We start from the raw sequence: 18108 nt of genomic DNA, 5'->3' as shown, positions 1-18108 counted from the left end.
AAAAAGGGCTGATTTGACAGCCCTTTTTTAAAGTTTGATCAATTGAAAAATACTTTAAAATTTGTATGATCAGCATATTACTGATCCACATATTTGACCATAATGTTTGTTAGAAAAAGAAACTCAGCGCTCTTCACGGTCATACTCCTCGGTTCAATCCTGAGTGGATGTCAGGTCGTCAATGTTAAGCAACAAGCTCTCAACGTTACTATTGCAAATGAGCGTAATAGTATTCTTACCCAAGATAAACTAAGTGAAGCAAGTCTTAATGTTTTGTCCATGTCAGGGCAAGAAGCTAAGGCCTGTACAGACTCCCCTGATACTTGTGTTAATCAACTTAAAAATCTGCCCCAAATTTTAGATGAACAGCTGTTATCGGCTGCGAGTGAAATGTATCTGGCGAAAGCAATGGCTTTGTCAGATTCTTCTGAATGTAAAATTAGTCGTTTCACTAAACATAAGCCAACTGAAGAACAAAAAGTTATTCAAAATAAATATGATGAATGCTTAGATCAACAGTTAAGTCTACTCGATAAGAGTATCCGTTATAGCTATGCTTATCTGTTTTCTACAAAACGTCAGCCGACTGATCGTATTTTTGATAATAGACAAGTTCAGATACGCGACTTCTATAATCAAGCGATTGCCAAAATGGTCAGTGTGTATGATTTAAGGTATCCACAAAAAAATGTGGTAGAGCCACAAATCCATATTGGTAAGAGTGTATATTCAATTGATTTTGAGTTTCATAGACAATTATCTGGCCAAAAATTAGAAAAATTAATTTCAAGTTATAACTTAAATTTCTCAGGTTTAAGAACAATCAACCGTCGTGATGGTTTCGGTTCCGAATTTGTGGCTGTCTTCCCAAGTTCAGGCAAAGAAGACATTAATGAATACATTTTAGATCCACTTAATTACAGCTATAAAAATGGTGTAAATCCTAATATTCACCATGCACGTTATTTAGCGGCAACTATTGTTGCGGAGCCTAAACATGCCAAAACCGTTCAAGAAATTATTAATGATCCAGAATTTGTAATTCGGGTTTATGATCCTTATCGAACCGATAATATTAATGTCGCTGGTAAGCAATATCCTTTAGCTGCAAACTTCTCAGCTCCTTATGGCCTGTGGTTAGCAGAAAACAACCTAGGTGTAGCGGCTTATTTGAGTTTGATTGATCGTGATCAGCACTTAACCATGCCGCATTTATATATGCTTGAACCTTATAACCCAAACAAAAAAATTATTGTGTTGGTCCATGGTTTGGCAAGTAGCCCCGAGGCATGGATTGCACTCACTAACGATGTCATGGGCGATACTGTTTTAAGAGATAACTATCAAGTTTGGCAAGTCTTCTACTCGACCAATATGCCAATTCTGGAAAGCCGGTTCCAGATTTATGCACTCTTAAAACAAGCGTTCGGTTCGTTAAACCCAAGTGATCCTGCTGCGCATGATGCGGTGCTTGTAGGTCATAGTATGGGAGGAATTATTAGCCGTTTACTTGTAAGTGATGCTGATATTACTAAACCTGCCTTGGAGATGATGACGATCCGTCAGCAAAACCGTTTTAAGAAACATCCTATGGTGACTGAACGGCTGCAAATGCATTCAATTAGTAACTTTGATCGTGCAATTTTCTTGGCATCGCCACACCGAGGTACTGATTATGCAGATCGTTGGTTTACCTTGGCAGCACGTAAAATTATCCGCTTACCGGGTGCTTTTTTATCAGCTGTTGCAACTTCGCTCACCACAGAAAATTTAGATATTAAAGATTTCTTGAATAATATTGATAATGGCCTGATTCAAAATGGACCAAGCGACTTAAGCCATCAATCTAAATTTATGGAACTCACTGAGAATATTAATCCACATCAAGGGTTAATCTTCCACTCAATTATGGGCAACATTACCAAAAGTGATGATCCAAATGTGATTACCGATGGTATTGTTCCTTATAAAAGTGCTCACTTAGAAGGTGCTAAATCTGAGAAAGTTCTACCGGGTGGACACTCTATTCAGTTAACACCACAAGCCGTATTAGAACTACGTCGTATTTTACGAGAGCATTTAGTTGAACATGGTTTGTATAAACCATAAAAAATAAAAAGAGCCAAAGGATATCCTTTGGCTCTTTTGTTTTAGGCTAGATTTTACTGCCCAGAACGAATGATGTAATCAAACGCAGAGAGTGATGCTTTAGCGCCTTCACCTGTAGCAATAATGATCTGCTTGTACGGTACAGTGGTACAGTCACCTGCAGCAAATACACCTTTTACATTGGTTTCGTTGCGGTCATTGACAATGATCTCGCCACGGTTGGTTAACTCAACCTCACTGTCTTTTAAGAAGTCAGTGTTTGGAAGTAAACCAATCTGTACAAAGATCCCTGCAAGCTCTACCACATGCTCTTCATCAGTTGCACGGTCTTTATATTTAAGACCGGTTACTTGTGAACCGTCGCCTAACACTTCTGTACTTAACGCATTCATAATCACTGTGGTGTTTGGCAAGCTATTTAACTTGTTTTGCAAGACTTGGTCAGCACGAAGTTTAGTGTCAAACTCAACCAGAGTTACATGCTCAACAATACCTGCAAGGTCAATCGCCGCTTCAACACCTGAGTTACCGCCACCAATCACGGCAACACGTTTGCCTTTGAACAATGGACCATCACAGTGTGGACAGTACGCTACACCACGGGTACGGTATTCAGCTTCACCCGGTACATTCATTTCTCTCCAACGTGCACCTGTTGAAAGGATCACAGTTTTCGATTCAAGTTTTGCACCGTTTTCAAGTTCAACTTCAACCAAGCCATTTGCTGTTTGGTCTGCACCAGTGATTTTGCTGACACGTTGCAGGTTCATGATATCCACATCGTATTCACGAACATGTGCTTCCATTTCAGCAGCAAACTTAGGACCTTGGGTCTTTTGCACAGAAGTGAAGTTTTCAATGTCCATGGTGTCCATGACCTGACCACCAAAGCGTTCAGCCACGATACCTGTGTTAATGCCTTTACGTGCCGCATAGATTGCAGCTGTTGCACCTGCAGGTCCACCACCAATCACCAATACATCAAACGCATCTTTGGCATTGAGTGCTGCTGCGTCTTTTTCAGCTGAATTGGTATCAAGTTTTGCCACAATCTCTTCAAGCGTCATACGACCTTGACCAATGTGCTCATTGTCCTGGAATACCATCGGTACAGCCATGATTTTGCGTTGTTCCACTTCGTCTTGGAAGAATGCACCATCAATCATGGTTGCTGTAGTGTTCGGATTATAAATAGCAATCAGGTTAAGCGCCTGTACCACGTCCGGACAGTTATGACAGCTAAGCGATACGAATACATCAAAGTTAGCTTTGAGGTTTAAGCCTTTAATCTGATTTAAAACTTCATCCGACACTTTAGGTGCATAGCCAGACACTTGTAACAGCGCCAAGATCAAAGACGTAAACTCATGACCCATTGGTAAGCCTGCGAAGAACACACGAGGTTGTTCACCTGCTTTAGCCACACCAAAGCTTGGACGACGTGTATTGTTACCGTCAAAACGGGCTGTTACCTTGTCAGAAAGCTCAGCGATTTCAGTTACTAATTCTTTAATTTGAGCAGCTTTGTCTGATTCATCTAAAGCAGCAACTAATTCGATTGGACTTTCTAAACGTTCTAGGTAAGCTTTTAATTGAGTTTTAATGTTTTGATCTAACATCTGTTTTTTACTCCAATGCATCCAAATTCTTTCAATAGATGCATAGTACGTTAAAACAATGAATAGGTAAAACAGTATGTTTTTATATATTTGATCGGTTTTTTAGATTTTATTATTTCTTCAATCAAAAAAAGCCAACCTGAACTCATCCCAGCGCAGGTCGGCAAACTGGTTAAACTAGAGTAAGACCACACCAAATACAGCCCCAGCAATCAAAACATGCAATGGATGAACTTTTTTAATTAAAGATAATAAAGTTGCAATGACTACCATAATGATAAGTAAAGTATTTATTGCCGCTGCTTCAGAAATAATCCATGCACTGGCAAGCACAGTCCCCACAGTGACAGGTTGTAAAGCAAGCTGTAAAACACGGCGCCATTTCTTATCTTTGAATTTTGACCAGCCTCTCATCACAAATACAGTAATAAGAGATGACGGTAAAAATTTAGCAGTAGACGTCACCAATAGACCAGACAACCCTGCTACATGCCACCCTACCAAAGGTACAATCATCATATTTGGACCAGGTGCAGCTTGTGCCATGGCAAACAGAGCACTAAATTCTTGCGCCGTCATCCAGTGATGGATATCGACTACTTGGCGTTGCATTTCGGGCAAAATCGTATTCCCACCACCAAATGCAATAAGAGACAACTGAGTAAAAATGATTGCTAAAGTAAGTAGTACGGCACCCATTACACACGTCTCCAAATGATGGCTGAATAAAACGCAAGTAAAATCAGCATAGTCAAAAGTAAAGGAATTTTTAGAAAGGCAATGCTGACAATTGCCGCTACCACAAGACAGATTGCTAATGGATTACGTAACAAAGGCTTAAGCATTTTCAGACCTGTGGCAACCAGAAGCCCTGCTGCTGCTGCTCCTAAACCTTCAAAAAGGTGTTTAACCATTAAGTTGTCTTGGAACTGCTCATAGACATAATGTAAAAGTACAACAATTACGGTAGGTGCGAAGATTAAACCAATGAGTGAGCTCACTGCTCCACGGACACCGCGAAACTCCATGCCAATCGCAACCGATAAATTAATAATATTGCCGCCCGGTAAAAATTGACACAGACCAAGTAACTCAGTGAATTTTTCAGGGCTTAACCAATGCCTTTGCTCTACAATAACTTTACGGGCTAAAGGCAGCACACCACCAAATCCAATTAAACCTAATGTTAAAAAACCTAAAAATAACTCTGTGCAAGTAGGAACGGTATCCTTCTGCACGGCAATCTCAACATGGTTCATTTTCGTTACTTTTCACTTTATCTGACCAAGATAGAATGATACTTTTATGATATATCTACAAATGCTTTTATTTTCATTAACCATACCCTAAAGGTATTCCTATGCTCGATTTATATAAGCTTCATGCCTTTGTAGTAGTGGTTGAAGAAAGAAATATTACTCACGCGGCAAACCGTTTGTTTATTCAACAGCCACCTTTAACGCGTTTACTTAAAAAACTTGAACAAGAACTCGGTACACAGTTACTTATTCGTCAACCGCGCGGGATTGAACCGACGGAAGCGGGTTTAGCATTATTTAAAGAAGCACAACTTTTATTAGAACATGCCCGCCATATTCCCCAATTGGTCCAAGATGTTAGCCAAGGTAAAACCGGACAACTCAATATTGGCTTTACAAGTTCCGCAGGTTTGCATCCGCTCATTTCACTCGTATTACGTTCATATCGAGAAATGTACCCTGCTGTGCAAACCAAACTTGAAGAAGCAGGCAGTCAAAAGCAACTGGACTGGTTAATTTCAGAAAAACTTGATATTGCTTTTTTAAGAGCGCCGATTAGCCGAGATATTGGTTTAAAGCATCTTCATATATTAGACGAGCCAATGGTGGTGGCCTTACCTATCGGCCATCCACTTACACAGAAGAAAAAAATTAGTTTAAGTAACTTGTCAGAGGAAAATTTTGTTTTATACCGTCGCTCTTCAGGGCAAGGCTTATATGACAATATTTTATATAGCTGCTATCAGGCAGGTTTTAGTCCGCGTATTATTCAAGAAGCGCCACGCCCTACTGCGACCCTCAATTTAGTGGCTGCCGGTATTGGAATTAGTATTGTGCCCGCTTCAATGCATAACTTTTGGGACCATGAAATCGTCTATCGCGAGTTTGATGATTCGATAAAACTAAATGCGCCTATTTACTTAATTACACGAGAAAATGAAAACTCAGCTAAAGTGTCAAACTTCATTGAACTCATGCAAAAACTATTACCAACAATGACCTAAGTGTAAAAGCTAGGCAATAAAAAGTGCCTATATAAAGGCACTTTGTTAAAGTCATTTTTAGCAAAAAATAGTTTAAATAAATTTTACGATTTTAAGAGTAATACTTTTTCTTTAACCAAAGCGAAACCGAAACCAGTGAGATCAACACTGGTACTTCAACCAATGGCCCGATCACTGTGGTAAATGCTACAGGTGATGCTAAACCAAAAGTTGCAATAGCTACAGCTAAAGCCAACTCAAAGTTATTACCTGCCGCGGTAAATGAAATAGCAGTGGTACGTGGGTAATTATTCCCCATACGTTTACTCATAAAGAAACTAATAAAGAACATTACGACAAAGTAAATCGTGAGTGGAATCGCAATACGTAATACATCTAAAGGTAAGCTCACCACATCGCCACCTTTTAAACTAAACATCGCCACAATGGTAAAAAGTAAAGCAATTAAACTAATCGGGCTGATCTTTGGTAAAAATTTAGTTTGATACCATTCCAACCCTTTCGACTTGACTAAAATCAAACGCGTCAAGAACCCCATTAAGAATGGAATACCTAAGTACACCAAAACAGCATGTGTGATGGTCCAGAAATTGACATCAATCACTTGTCCTGCCACACCAAAATATGGCGGCAAGAAAGTTAAGAACAACCATGCATAGGTACTAAAAAATAAAATCTGAAAAATACTGTTAAAGGCGACCAAAGCTGCAACATATTGGTTGTCACCACAAGCTAAGCCATTCCAGACCAATACCATTGCAATACAACGTGCTAAGCCTATCAAAATAAGGCCCGTCATATAATCCGGATAGCTATGCAAAAAAACAATCGCAAGGATAAACATTAAAACTGGAGCAATAATCCAGTTTTGTACCAAAGATAAAGTTAAGGTTTTCTTATCCTTAAATACTTCTGGTAAAGCCGCATAGTCCACTTTTGCCAATGGCGGATACATCATTAAAATCAAACCGATTGCGATTGGAATATTAACGTTATCTACACTTAACTCATTTAAAGACACAGATGCCTGAGGAAAAAAAACTCCAATCGCTAAACCTAAAGCCATTGCTATAAAAATCCATAGCGTTAGATTTCGATCTAAAAAGGAAAGCCCTTGTTTGGTCATGTTCTACTCGAAGAAGAAATTAATTGCGTTCAATACACAAGTGGCTCATACACTTATGCTAAATAATTCTGCATTTTCTAAGACAAAATTTAGGAAGATTAATCACAACACGTTGTCGTGATGAAAGGCTGATCTTGTTGTTTTATTCTTGTCCCACTCTCATCATTTTCTATCACCTTTAGAATATCTAAAGCCCAGACAGGTAAATCAGGATTTAAGCTGTAATAGACCCACTGGCCTTTTCTTTCATCCAGTAATACGCCATGAGTTCTTAATAAGGCCAAGTGTCTGGAGATTTTCGGTTGGCTCAACTCAAGCTGTTCTGTTAGCTCACAAACACAAATATTTTGTTTATTTAGAACTAATTTAAGAATATTTAACCGAGTTTGGTCAGATAGACATTTAAAGAAATCGACTTGGTTGATCATATCTTCAACACAATATATTCGTTATTGCAAATATACGGATATCCATATATAAATGCAATATCTTAATTTGACAATAAATTTACCATGACTGAGCTAGTGAAGATTTACCATAACCCTGCTTGCGGAACCTCACGCAATACATTGGCGCTTATTCGTCATGCAGGAATTGAACCTATCGTTATTGAATATTTGCAAACACCACCAAGTAAAGATGAACTAATCCAACTCATTAAGGATTCGAACCTAACTGTACGTGAAGCAATTCGTAAAAATGTTGAACCCTATAAAGATTTAGAGTTAGAACAAGACCATTGGACCGATGAACAGTTAATTGATTTTATGGTGCAATATCCAATTTTAATTAATCGCCCATTTGTGGTTACACCAAAAGGCACGCGACTTTGCCGCCCTTCTGAGATTGTACTGGACATTTTAGATTCACAAAACTTAGGCTATTTTGCAAAAGAAGATGGTGAAATCATTATTGATGAGCAAGGCCGTCGTATAAAGTAATTGAAGATACTTATTAATATAAAAAGCTAAATGGCATGGCACCGTTTAGCTTTTTTTGAATGAAACGGATTAAAAATAAGATTTGATAAAAGGAAGCAATTGCTCTCCTATTACCATGCCTAATAAACCGACTAATGCAACAAGAGGTGGAGCTGGTGACTTAACATTTAAAACATAATATAAGACACCAACAAGCACCCCTACAGCCAAAGATAACAAGTACATTTTCATCGTACATACCTTAAGGAAACAAACTATTTAATGAGGCAGGTCCTATACTGGTTTATTTAAAATGCAAAACACGAGCACCCAAGTGCGCCCCAGAAAGATTTTTTGTCCTTATCATTTACAGGCACGTCAAGCATCCAAGCGTGGCTGTGTCCATGCATGCCACAACTGCTAGCACATTCACACAATGCACTTTGTGACTGTAATGATTGATTCGAAGGTGCATTACGATTTTCAGATAAGCGCCACTGACCACCGAAGCGTTTTACTGGCGACCATGTTGGAGATGCTGGCGGTAACGGCGGATCGTCTTGCTTAAACTCTGCCCCTGCGTACACCACTTTTCCACCTAAAACAGTGAGTACAGACTCAATCCACTGGATATCTTCTGCTTCAACTTTAAAGTAGTCATCTGACAGCACAACCAAGTCAGCAAGTTCACCTGCTGTGAGTGAACCCTTAATATCTTTTTCACCTGAGAACCAAGCCGAACCTTTCGTCCAGAGTTTGAGGGCGGTTTGACGATCTAATAGATTTTTTTCATCATACAAAGGTAACCCACCAACTGTCTTACCTGTAGTCAGCCAATACAAACACACCCAAGGGTTATAAGAGGCCACACGAGTCGCATCCGTTCCCGCACCCACAGGAACACCGAGTTCTAACATTTTCTTAACGGGTGGCGTTGCTTGGGCAGCTTCGGCACCATAGCGTTTTACGAAAATCTCACCTTGATATGCCATACGATGCTGAATCGCGATACCACCACCCAACGCACCAATACGTTCGATATTACGCTCAGATACAGTTTCGGCATGGTCAATAATAAATCGTGTCGCAAATGGCTGTTTTGAATTGACGCGCTCAAATACATTGAGTAACCGACTAATACTTTCATCATAAGTTGCATGAATACGGAATGGCCATTTCTTTTCAGCCAAATGCTCTACAATAGCTTCGAGTTCACCTTCCATTTTTTCTGGTAAATCCGGACGTGGCTCATAGAAATCTTCAAAGTCACCCGCTGACCAAGTCAGGTTCTCACCTGCTCCATTCATTCTAAATAATTCATCACCATCACCCGGAAATGTCATTTCTGTCCAGCGACGATAATCATCAAGCTCTTGGCCTGCCTTTTGAGCAAATAGGTTATAAGCAATTCGCACAGTCATTTGATTTTGATCATGTAATTGCTTAATCACATCATAATCTTCAGGGTAGTTTTGACCTCCACCACCTGCATCAATTGCTGAAGTAATACCTAATCGGTTTAATTCACGCATGAAATGACGAGTTGAATTGACTTGATCTTCAACTGGCAATTTTGGTGCTTTCCCTAAGGTCGAATATAAAATCATAGCCGATGGCGTTGCGAGCAAGAGACCTGTTGGCTCACCTTTTTCATTTCGTACAATCTTGCCACCCAGCGGGTCTGGTGTGTCTTTGTTAAAGCCTAATACATCAAGGGCAGCTCGGTTCAACATGGCACTAGCGTATAGATGTAAAACGAATACTGGAGTATCTGGCGCAGCTTTATTAATTTCTTCTAAAGTCGGTAAACGCTTTTCAGCAAACTGGAATTCAGTCCAACCGCCTACGACACGAACCCACTGTGGAGCTGGCGTATTATCTGCTTGTTCTTTGAGTAAGCGTAACGCATCGGCAACGGATGGCACACCTTCCCAGCGCAGTTCCATATTGTAATTGAGGCCACCACGAATAATATGCAAATGACTGTCATTTAGACCCGGTATAACGCGACGACCATTTAAGTCTACAACTTTACTTGTTGGAGTTGCGAGTTTCATAACCTCATCAGTTGTACCCGTGCGGACGACTTTACCATCTGCAATCGCTATTGCTTGTACTTCGGGGTTCTGAGGATCTAGTGTTGTGATTTTACCGTTTTTAAGTATGAGGTTTATGTCGGTCATTCTGAACTCCATTCTTGTGAATTATCGTTCTAAAAAAATAAAGATATATCTGTATTAATATCACTTAAATATTGAATACTAGACATACCTTTACCTAAATCAGTACTGTTTTATTTTGCAGGAACTGGTGCAAGTACTTCATGTTTTGATGTTGTACGCTCAGGTGCCTTATGGACCATCGTATAGGCATAGTCCACACCCATACCATAAGCACCAGAATGCTCACGTACAATCGCCATAACTGCATCGTATGTATCACGGTGTGCCCAATCACGCTGCCATTCGAGTAATACTTGTTGCCAAGTTACCGGAACAACACCTGCCTGAATCATGCGTTGCATGGCGTAGTCATGTGCTTCTTTCGATGTACCGCCTGAAGCATCTGCGACCATATAAATCTCATAATCGCCTTCAAGCATGGCACCGAAAGCAAAGGTGTTGTTGCACACTTCAGTCCACAAACCAGAAACAATCACTTTTTTACGATTATTTTTTGCAAGCGAATCACGTACTTTTTGATCATCCCATGAGTTCATTGAAGTACGTTCTAGTAATGGAGCATCTGGAAATACGTCTAAAAGTTCTGGATAGGTATGACCAGAGAAGCTTTCAGTTTCAACTGTCGTAATCGTGACAGGAATATTGAATGTTTTAGCTGCTTTTGCTAACCCTACAGTATTATTCTTTAATACTTGGCGATCTATTGACTGTACCCCAAAAGCCATTTGCGGCTGATGATCAATAAAAATAACCTGACAATTGGTTGGTGATAGTTGTTCTAAAAGTGATTTATTCACGTCTAAACTCCATTATTCATTATATAAGGCTTTTAAAATTGCCTACTGGTTATTATCAAAACAGATAAAAATGTAAAAACATAGACAGCAAAACAGCTCGAATCTGTATCCTGTATGGATACAATCAAATCAATGATTGCTTTTTAATTTTTATAGTTTAATCATGGATATATATTTTTTAATTTTTAGTTATCCATGGATCGATTAGACTGTATTTCCACTTTTGTAAGTGTCGTAGAACATGGGAATTTTAGTAGCGCAGCTAGAGCACTCGATATTTCTCGTGATTTGGTAGCCAAACGTGTTTGCTATCTCGAAAATGATTTAAAAACAACGCTATTAAATCGAACAACCAGACAAATGAATCTGACCAGTTGTGGGGAAAAATTTTACCAACATTGCAAGGTTATATTGAGTGAATTTGAATGGGCAACTTACGAGATTAGCTATAACCAGCAATATCCTGAAGGCGAACTCAAGCTCAATACGCCCATGTCTTTTAGCAACATTTTCCTTCAACATATCATTTCAGACTTTATTGAGAAATATCCCAGTATTAAAATTGATTTATTTATGACAGATCAGCTATTAGATGTGAATCAACACAAATTTGATCTGACCATACGCTTAGATGGATCTGCGCCAAGTTTGGCAAATAGTAAAATTTTAAATACCTATCAACGTTATTTATATGCAACACCTGAATATTTCAATCAACATGGATTACCTACTTCTTTAGAAGAACTTAAAGAACATAAGTTTCTAATTTACTATCAAGATAGCCGACATAAAAAATTGATTTTTCAAAAAGATCAGAAAGAAGTGTCTTTTAATTGTTTCCCTGTGATGACGTGTAATAATGGTGAACTATTATTGGATATGTGTTTAAAAGATCACGGTATTGTTTTTCTTCCAGAGTTTATTGCAGAGCCTTATTACAAAGAAGGTAAGTTACAGAAATGTTTGGAAGATTATACCAGTCAGCCACTTCACTTATATGTCACATGGCCAAATCGTAAGATTTTATCGAAGAAAGTAAAACTATTTATTGATTTTTTAACACATCAAATCATTCCCATAAAATAACCAATCTGGGCCTTTTCCACAGGAATTGGCCCAGATTTTTAATTAGTTTGAGGTGTTTCAATTCTCTTATTTTTAAATAAATTTAATAAATTTTGCTCGGCAGATACTGTACTGTTTTCTTCAATAAATGTGGTTGCGTAGTGTTCTAAATGTTCTTCCATCAATTGCGTTGCTCGTTTTTCATCGCCTTGTTCAATGGCATCTAAAATTGCACGGTGTTCATCTGCCGAACAATTATTATGTTTTGGAATTTCATATAAGCCAATTAATAACGAAGTCCTCGCAATAAGTGTCTGCAAATAACTGGTCATGATCGAATTTTGATTAGCTTCGACAAGTTTTAGGTGAAATTGACCTGATAGCTTAATCCATTCGGCCCAATTTCCAGCTAAACGCTCATCCGACTCTTGTTCTACTAAAGTCCGAAGCTCACTAAAATCTAGGTGATGAGACTTTTGTGCTAGTTTTTTTACAGTGGCGATTTCAAGCATGCTGCGTGCTTCAAAGACTTCTTTTGTTTCATTTGCACTATGTTTTGCGATGAGTGCCCCACGATTGGGCTGAATTTCGATGACCTTATCATGTGCAAGTTTGACGAAAACACGTCTTAACACTCCTCGCGTTACACCAAATGCTTCACATAAAGGTGCTTCAACTAAACGTGCGCCCGGAGCGAGTTGTCGATTTAAAATAGCATCTACAATTGCGTTATATATATGGTCATCAATTTCATCATTGCTCATTTCTACGGCTTTTTTTGGTGCATTCGATGACATTGATTTCTCCATTTTTATTAATGTCTCCTCTTTTTAGAACTTCATCTATTTTGAATAGTGTAAGTTTAACTTAAGCGTTTGGAAATATTTCTCTCATTTTCACACTATCTATGCTGAGCTGAACAATTCAATATTAAATTTATAAATACCCACTTATATACCTAAATTTATTTGCTTTTTATAAAAATTAGGCACGTCTCAGTTTATAAATCTCTCTCTTTATATTCCCAAATTGTATCAAGCGAAATCACTCATCAATACTCCATCTCAAGTTTGGCATAACTTTTGCTCAATAAATTGTGCACAATCTAAATATAACATTGTGCACAATTTTAACTTCATTCTTTTAGTCAGTATTTCAAGCTGCTGAAGAACGTGCCCGCCCAACATAGGGAAGTGAGTGTTCAAGATGAATAATACCGAAGCGATAATTAAACCTTCTTATGATGCAAAACTAACAAATCAAGACTTAGCTCCTTTAAAAAAGCAAACTTGGGGCGCTTATAATATTTTTGCCTTCTGGATGTCGGATGTTCATAGCGTCGGCGGTTATGTCATGGCTGGAAGCCTTTTTGCACTCGGGCTCAATAGCTGGCAGGTACTTCTATCTTTACTCATCGGCATTGCCATAGTTCAGTTTTTTACAAATCTAATTGCCAAGTCTAGCCAACAAACAGGCACGCCCTATCCTGTGATTTGTCGTGCCACTTTCGGTGTGCTTGGTGCAAATATTCCTGCCGTTATCCGTGGTCTTATTGCTGTCGCATGGTATGGCATTCAAACATATTTGGCCTCCAGTGCCTTTTTATTGGTCATTTTAAAGTTCTTTCCAGACTGGTCAGCCTATGCTGATGTTTCAACTTACGGCTTTCTTGGGCTTTCCTATTTAGGATGGGTTGGCTTCATGCTGCTTTGGTTACTACAAGCGATTGTTTTTTGGTCTGGTATGGACAGCATTCGTAAGTTTATTGACTGGGCAGGTCCGGCTGTCTACGTTGTAATGTTTGCCATGGCAGTCTGGCTCATCTGGAAAGCTGGCTGGCAGAATATTGATTTAAATTTAAGTGGGGTTCAATACGACGGTTTTGCAGTTGTACCAGTCATGATTGGTGCTATTGCGCTTGTTGTCTCATATTTTTCAGGACCGATGCTGAATTTTGGCGACTTCTCTCGTTATGGCAAAAGCTTTAACGCGATTAAAATGGGCAACTTTCTTGGCTTACCAATTAACTTCTTAGGCTTTTCTTTACTTACTGTGGTGTGTATTGCAGCAACACTTCCAGTGTACGGCAAGCTCATTACAGACCCTGTCGAGATGGTTGGAAAACTGGATAACACATTTGTAGTCATTTTAGGTAGTTTGACCTTAATGATTGCCACTATCGGAATTAATATTGTTGCTAACTTTGTTTCACCTGCCTTTGATTTTTCTAATGTTTCACCAAGCAAAATTAGCTGGCGTATGGGTGGAATGATTGCAGCAGTAGGTTCAATTTTCATTACCCCATGGAATTTGTTCAATAACCCTCAAGTGATCCATTACACCATTGATATTTTAGGTGCATTTATCGGTCCACTTTTTGGTGTATTGCTAGCAGATTTTTATCTTGTTAAAAAACAAAAAATCGTGGTAGATGATTTATATACTTTAGATACTCAAGGCTCGTATTGGTACAAAAATGGTTATAACCACTCTGCCTTTTATGCGTTAATTCCAGCTTCATTAATTCCTATTCTCTGCGTACTTTTACCACAACTGTCTGGGCTGGCTAATTTCACATGGTTTATTGGGATGGGATTCGGTTTTGTCATTTACCGATTTCTTAACCAACCGCTTGCCCATGCTAAATCGGCAATGATTAAGGTAAAAATACAATGAAAATTAAAATTATTAATCCTAATACCACCCAAGGCATGACTGACAAAATTGCTGCATCAGCAAAGATAGTCGCAAATTCTGATACTCAAATTATTGCTGTGAGTCCTCAAATGGGCCCTGCAACAATTGAAAGTTATTATGATGAAGCCCTAAGTGCCGTAGGTGTGCTAGAGGAAATTCGCCAAGGTGAACTTCTAGATGTAGATGCTTATGTTATTGCCTGTTTTGGTGATCCTGCGCTTTATGCCGCCCGTGAAATGACGTCAGCACCTGTGATTGGGATTGCCGAAGCAGCTATGCGAACTGCAAGTTATGTCAGTACTGGTTTTAGTGTGGTCACGACCTTACAACGCACAGTGAATATGAGTTGGCATCTGGCTCATCGCTACGGGGCTACGCCATTTTGCAAAAATGTTCGAGCTTGTGACATTGCAGTTGAAGAGTTGGAGCTTCCTGACTCAGATGCTTATCGAACAATACGAGATGAGTGCAAAAAAGCACTCGCAGAAGATAAAAGCGATGCAATTGTTTTAGGCTGTGCAGGTATGAGTGATTTATGCCTAAAACTACAAAACGAATTGGAAGTGATTGTTATTGACGGCGTTGCAGCAGCAGTTAAACAAGCTGAAATGTTAGTTCAGTTAAATTTAAAAACAAGCAAAGTTGGTGATTGGGCCTCACCTCCTGTAAAGAACTACACAGGCATATTGTCAGGTTTTGGAGTACGCTAAAGAGTTAATATTTCAATTCCAGCTCAAAACTCAGAGTTGGAATTGAAATAAAGAATAATTAAAGGAATTAAGCCTCTGCTAACTCTGGTTGTTGTTCTTCTTTATAAAATGGCACATCGCCATTAATAGTTGCGCGGTGCATGATGCGATGAGCATCTCCGTAATCAAATAATGCTTTATGTTGTGTGCAACGGTTATCCCAAATCGCGACGTCACCGTCTTGCCATTTCCAGCGTAAATGAAATTGCTCTTGGGTCGCATGTTCAAACAAGAAATTAAGTAATTGCTCACTTTCTTGTTCGGGTAACTCATTAATGTGTGTGGTAAAACCCTCACTTACGAACAACAAAGGCTCACCTGTAACCGGATGAGTACGCACCACTGGGTGAACCACTGGTGGGTTACGCTTAAAGGTTTGCAAAAGCTTTTCACGTTCTTCTTCGTTATGGGCAAAACGCTCAAGCGGAAAAGACTTACGAATATCGTGGGTTGCAGTTAAGCCACGTAGTTTTCGCTGTAACTCAAGCGGAAGTCCTTTAAAAGCTGCTGTGTTGCTCGACCACAACGTGTCACCACCTACAGGTGGAATTTTAATAGCTTGCAACACACAACCTAAAGGTGGAGTTTTACTAAAAGTCACATCTGTATGCCAAAGTTCATTGTCACGCAAATCTTGTTTCCAGCTATCGAGCACCATCACCTCAGGTACATCTTCAATTGAAGGATAAATCGGGTGCACATGCAATGTGCCAAAACTACGTGCCAAGTCTGCTTGTGCTTGTGGTGCTAATTGTTGCTTTCGAAAAAAAATGACCTGATGATCAAGCAAAGCCTGCTGGATTTGTTGCGTTGTCTGTTCATTTAACGCATTCAAATCAATATCGTGAATAATTGCGCCAATGGTAGGCTTGATCACTTCTATATTTAAGTTTGCTACTACTGTATTCATCTTCTTTACTACAACTGCTGACCATACCAAGGAGAAAACTGTTTTTGTAACCAACGTAAAAACAGCTCAAAACTAACTGCGACAATCGCAATCACAATAATGCCCAGAATCACCGTATCGGTAATTAAGAACTGTGCTGCCGATTGCACTATAAAACCAATACCACGGTCCGCTGCAACCAACTCAGCTGCAACTAATGTTGACCAGCCCACCCCAAGACCAATACGAATACCGGTAATAATATGAGGCAAAGCCGTTGGTAAAATGACATACCAAAAGACTTGTGACTGGCTTGCTCCTAATGACAATGCCGCACGTTCACGATTTAGCTGATGGCTTAACACACCATGCGCACTACTAATAATGACAGGCGCCAAAATCGAGAAGAAAATCAAAAGTACTTTTGTGGTTTCACCAATACCGAACCAAATAACAAGTAACGGCAAATAAGCTAACGGTGGAATTGGACGTAATAATTCAACCAAAGGATCTAGAACAGCACGAACCCATTTGTTCAGCCCCATCCACAAACCCAGCGGAACACCAATCACCACGGCAGCAATCAAAGCTAAAAATACACGAGAAATGCTGGCTGCCAAATGTTGCCACAAAGTTGCTTTCATAAAGCCTTCTTGGCTGACCGATATAAATTTTTGCCAGACTGCCTGTGGACTCGGTAAAAACAGTTCAGGTACAACATGCAAAGCAGTAATGAGGAACCAGAGTGCAACTACACTTCCCACACTGATTATACTGACCGCCAAAGTACGATGCTTCTCAAAAAATGACGATAGAAATGAAGCATTTTCTGTTTGCACATTTAACTCAGGTTTAAGCTCTGCTTTGTCATATTCATAGACGTTATCTTTAGTGTTCATGTAGGTAACGCCTCCTTACCGCTTTGTTTTTGTGCCCTTAAACTTTCAAATAGCTGTTCTCTGAGCTGAATAAATTGAGAATCCGATTTAATTGAGCGAATAGACTCGCCCTGACGGTACCGTTGGGCAAAATCGAGGTGTAGAGTTTCTACAATTTTGCCTGGATGCGCCGTCATCAGAACTAACTGATTGCTGAGCAATAACGCTTCTTCAATGTCATGAGTAATCAAAAAGAAGCTTTTATTTTGTTGAATCCATAAATCGAGCACTAACTGCTGCATGTTTTCACGAGTAAAAGCATCCAATGCAGCAAAAGGTTCATCTAATAAAATAAACGGCGCGTGGCTGATCAAAGCTCTGGCAATACCAACACGTTGTTTCATACCACCGGAAAGTTCCCAGATATTGGCTTTTTCAACGTGACTTAAACCCACAATTTTTAAAATTGCACTCACTTGTTTCTCAATCTCTGCACGCTTTAAACCTTTTAACTGCAAAGCGAAGCCAACATTATCTGCAACATTCAACCAAGGAAGTAAGGCGTGATCTTGAAATACAACAGCACGAGTTACATCTGGTCCAGTTACGACTTCATGATTTACAAGCACATCACCAGAACTCGGCTTTTGAAACCCTGCCAAGATATTAAGCAAAGTTGTTTTGCCACAACCCGACTCACCTAAAATCACGGTTAAAGAACTTTCTTCAATGGTTAGGTTAATGTCTTGTAAAACTGGCTTTTGCTGTTTAGGAAAAGTCAGATGAATATGTTTGGCTTCAAGTACACTCATG

18 protein-coding genes are annotated in these 18108 nt (G+C 39.3%); 6 read left to right on the top strand and 12 right to left on the bottom strand.

What is annotated here, in order from left to right; genetic code table 11:
* The first annotated feature begins 102 nt into the window (after positions 1 to 102).
* The gene (locus tag GO593_RS14905) at positions 103 to 2109 is read left to right on the top strand and encodes an esterase/lipase family protein (RefSeq protein ID WP_000498044.1); all 2007 of its coding nucleotides are present in this window, start codon (positions 103 to 105) and stop codon (positions 2107 to 2109) included.
* A 53-nt stretch (positions 2110 to 2162) separates the two neighbouring features.
* Here the strand turns inward: GO593_RS14905 and ahpF are convergent, their stop codons facing one another.
* The 3 genes from ahpF to GO593_RS14890 all read right to left on the bottom strand — a co-directional run bounded on the left by ahpF (position 2163) and on the right by GO593_RS14890 (position 4987).
* On the bottom strand, positions 2163 to 3728 hold the full coding sequence (gene ahpF / locus GO593_RS14900; protein WP_000886807.1) for an alkyl hydroperoxide reductase subunit F: 1566 nt from the start codon (positions 3726 to 3728) through the stop codon (positions 2163 to 2165).
* 177 nt (positions 3729 to 3905) lie between these two features.
* A complete protein-coding gene (locus tag GO593_RS14895) occupies positions 3906 to 4427 on the bottom strand; it encodes a chromate transporter (RefSeq protein ID WP_000501457.1) in 522 nt (173 codons plus the stop codon).
* A complete protein-coding gene (locus GO593_RS14890) occupies positions 4427 to 4987 on the bottom strand; it encodes a chromate transporter (RefSeq protein ID WP_001017019.1) in 561 nt (186 codons plus the stop codon). The genes GO593_RS14895 and GO593_RS14890 overlap by 1 nt, the downstream gene beginning before the upstream one ends.
* Before the next feature lie 101 nt (positions 4988 to 5088).
* On the opposite strand from GO593_RS14890, the gene GO593_RS14885 reads away from it, so the two are divergent.
* On the top strand, positions 5089 to 5991 hold the full coding sequence (locus tag GO593_RS14885) for a LysR family transcriptional regulator (protein WP_000886383.1): 903 nt from the start codon (positions 5089 to 5091) through the stop codon (positions 5989 to 5991).
* Positions 5992 to 6082: 91 nt separating this feature from the next.
* On the opposite strand, the gene arsB is transcribed toward GO593_RS14885, so the two are convergent.
* Both arsB and GO593_RS14875 read right to left on the bottom strand, forming a co-directional pair.
* On the bottom strand, positions 6083 to 7117 hold the full coding sequence (gene arsB / locus GO593_RS14880; protein ID WP_001983963.1) for an ACR3 family arsenite efflux transporter: 1035 nt from the start codon (positions 7115 to 7117) through the stop codon (positions 6083 to 6085).
* Between the two features lie 98 nt (positions 7118 to 7215).
* On the bottom strand, positions 7216 to 7545 hold the full coding sequence (locus GO593_RS14875) for an ArsR/SmtB family transcription factor (protein WP_000610149.1): 330 nt from the start codon (positions 7543 to 7545) through the stop codon (positions 7216 to 7218).
* A gap of 84 nt (positions 7546 to 7629) precedes the next feature.
* On the opposite strand from GO593_RS14875, the gene arsC reads away from it, so the two are divergent.
* Positions 7630 to 8058, top strand: coding sequence for an arsenate reductase (glutaredoxin) (gene arsC / locus GO593_RS14870; protein ID WP_000138016.1), 429 nt, complete (start codon positions 7630 to 7632; stop codon positions 8056 to 8058).
* A gap of 69 nt (positions 8059 to 8127) precedes the next feature.
* On the opposite strand, the gene GO593_RS14865 is transcribed toward arsC, so the two are convergent.
* The 3 genes from GO593_RS14865 to GO593_RS14855 form a co-directional block, all read right to left on the bottom strand.
* Entirely contained in the window at positions 8128 to 8289 is a 162-nt protein-coding gene (locus tag GO593_RS14865; protein WP_000784882.1) for a DUF1427 family protein, read from the bottom strand.
* A gap of 56 nt (positions 8290 to 8345) precedes the next feature.
* Complete coding sequence (locus tag GO593_RS14860) at positions 8346 to 10220, bottom strand: amidohydrolase (RefSeq protein ID WP_000129808.1); 1875 nt, start codon at positions 10218 to 10220, stop codon at positions 8346 to 8348.
* Positions 10221 to 10330: 110 nt separating this feature from the next.
* Positions 10331 to 11017 carry a hydrolase gene (locus tag GO593_RS14855; protein WP_001043290.1) on the bottom strand — a complete coding sequence of 229 codons (687 nt, stop codon included), beginning with the start codon at positions 11015 to 11017 and terminating at the stop codon, positions 10331 to 10333.
* A gap of 195 nt (positions 11018 to 11212) precedes the next feature.
* On the opposite strand from GO593_RS14855, the gene GO593_RS14850 reads away from it, so the two are divergent.
* On the top strand, positions 11213 to 12103 hold the full coding sequence (locus GO593_RS14850) for a LysR family transcriptional regulator (RefSeq protein WP_000375416.1): 891 nt from the start codon (positions 11213 to 11215) through the stop codon (positions 12101 to 12103).
* A 38-nt stretch (positions 12104 to 12141) separates the two neighbouring features.
* On the opposite strand, the gene GO593_RS14845 is transcribed toward GO593_RS14850, so the two are convergent.
* A complete protein-coding gene (locus GO593_RS14845; protein ID WP_001983966.1) occupies positions 12142 to 12891 on the bottom strand; it encodes a GntR family transcriptional regulator in 750 nt (249 codons plus the stop codon).
* A 397-nt stretch (positions 12892 to 13288) separates the two neighbouring features.
* Between GO593_RS14845 and GO593_RS14840 the strand changes: the two genes are divergently transcribed.
* Both GO593_RS14840 and GO593_RS14835 read left to right on the top strand, forming a co-directional pair.
* A complete protein-coding gene (locus GO593_RS14840) occupies positions 13289 to 14758 on the top strand; it encodes an NCS1 family nucleobase:cation symporter-1 (RefSeq protein WP_001066257.1) in 1470 nt (489 codons plus the stop codon).
* Entirely contained in the window at positions 14755 to 15489 is a 735-nt protein-coding gene (locus GO593_RS14835) for an aspartate/glutamate racemase family protein (protein WP_000694020.1), read from the top strand. The genes GO593_RS14840 and GO593_RS14835 overlap by 4 nt, the downstream gene beginning before the upstream one ends.
* A 67-nt stretch (positions 15490 to 15556) precedes the next feature.
* Here the strand turns inward: GO593_RS14835 and tauD are convergent, their stop codons facing one another.
* The 3 genes from tauD to GO593_RS14820 are packed head-to-tail and all read right to left on the bottom strand — an operon-like array spanning position 15557 to position 18107.
* Positions 15557 to 16438, bottom strand: coding sequence for a taurine dioxygenase (gene tauD, locus GO593_RS14830; protein WP_001099246.1), 882 nt, complete (start codon positions 16436 to 16438; stop codon positions 15557 to 15559).
* 8 nt (positions 16439 to 16446) lie between these two features.
* A complete protein-coding gene (tauC, locus tag GO593_RS14825; protein ID WP_001092657.1) occupies positions 16447 to 17316 on the bottom strand; it encodes a taurine ABC transporter permease TauC in 870 nt (289 codons plus the stop codon).
* Entirely contained in the window at positions 17313 to 18107 is a 795-nt protein-coding gene (locus tag GO593_RS14820; RefSeq protein WP_000114479.1) for a taurine ABC transporter ATP-binding protein, read from the bottom strand. The genes tauC and GO593_RS14820 overlap by 4 nt, the downstream gene beginning before the upstream one ends.
* Position 18108: the final 1 nt, after the last annotated feature.

The sequence above is a fragment of the Acinetobacter baumannii genome, assembly GCF_009759685.1.
GTDB lineage: Bacteria > Pseudomonadota > Gammaproteobacteria > Pseudomonadales > Moraxellaceae > Acinetobacter > Acinetobacter baumannii.
Note: the sequence above shows the minus strand (reverse complement) of the source record. Positions and strands in the feature narration are given on the sequence as shown.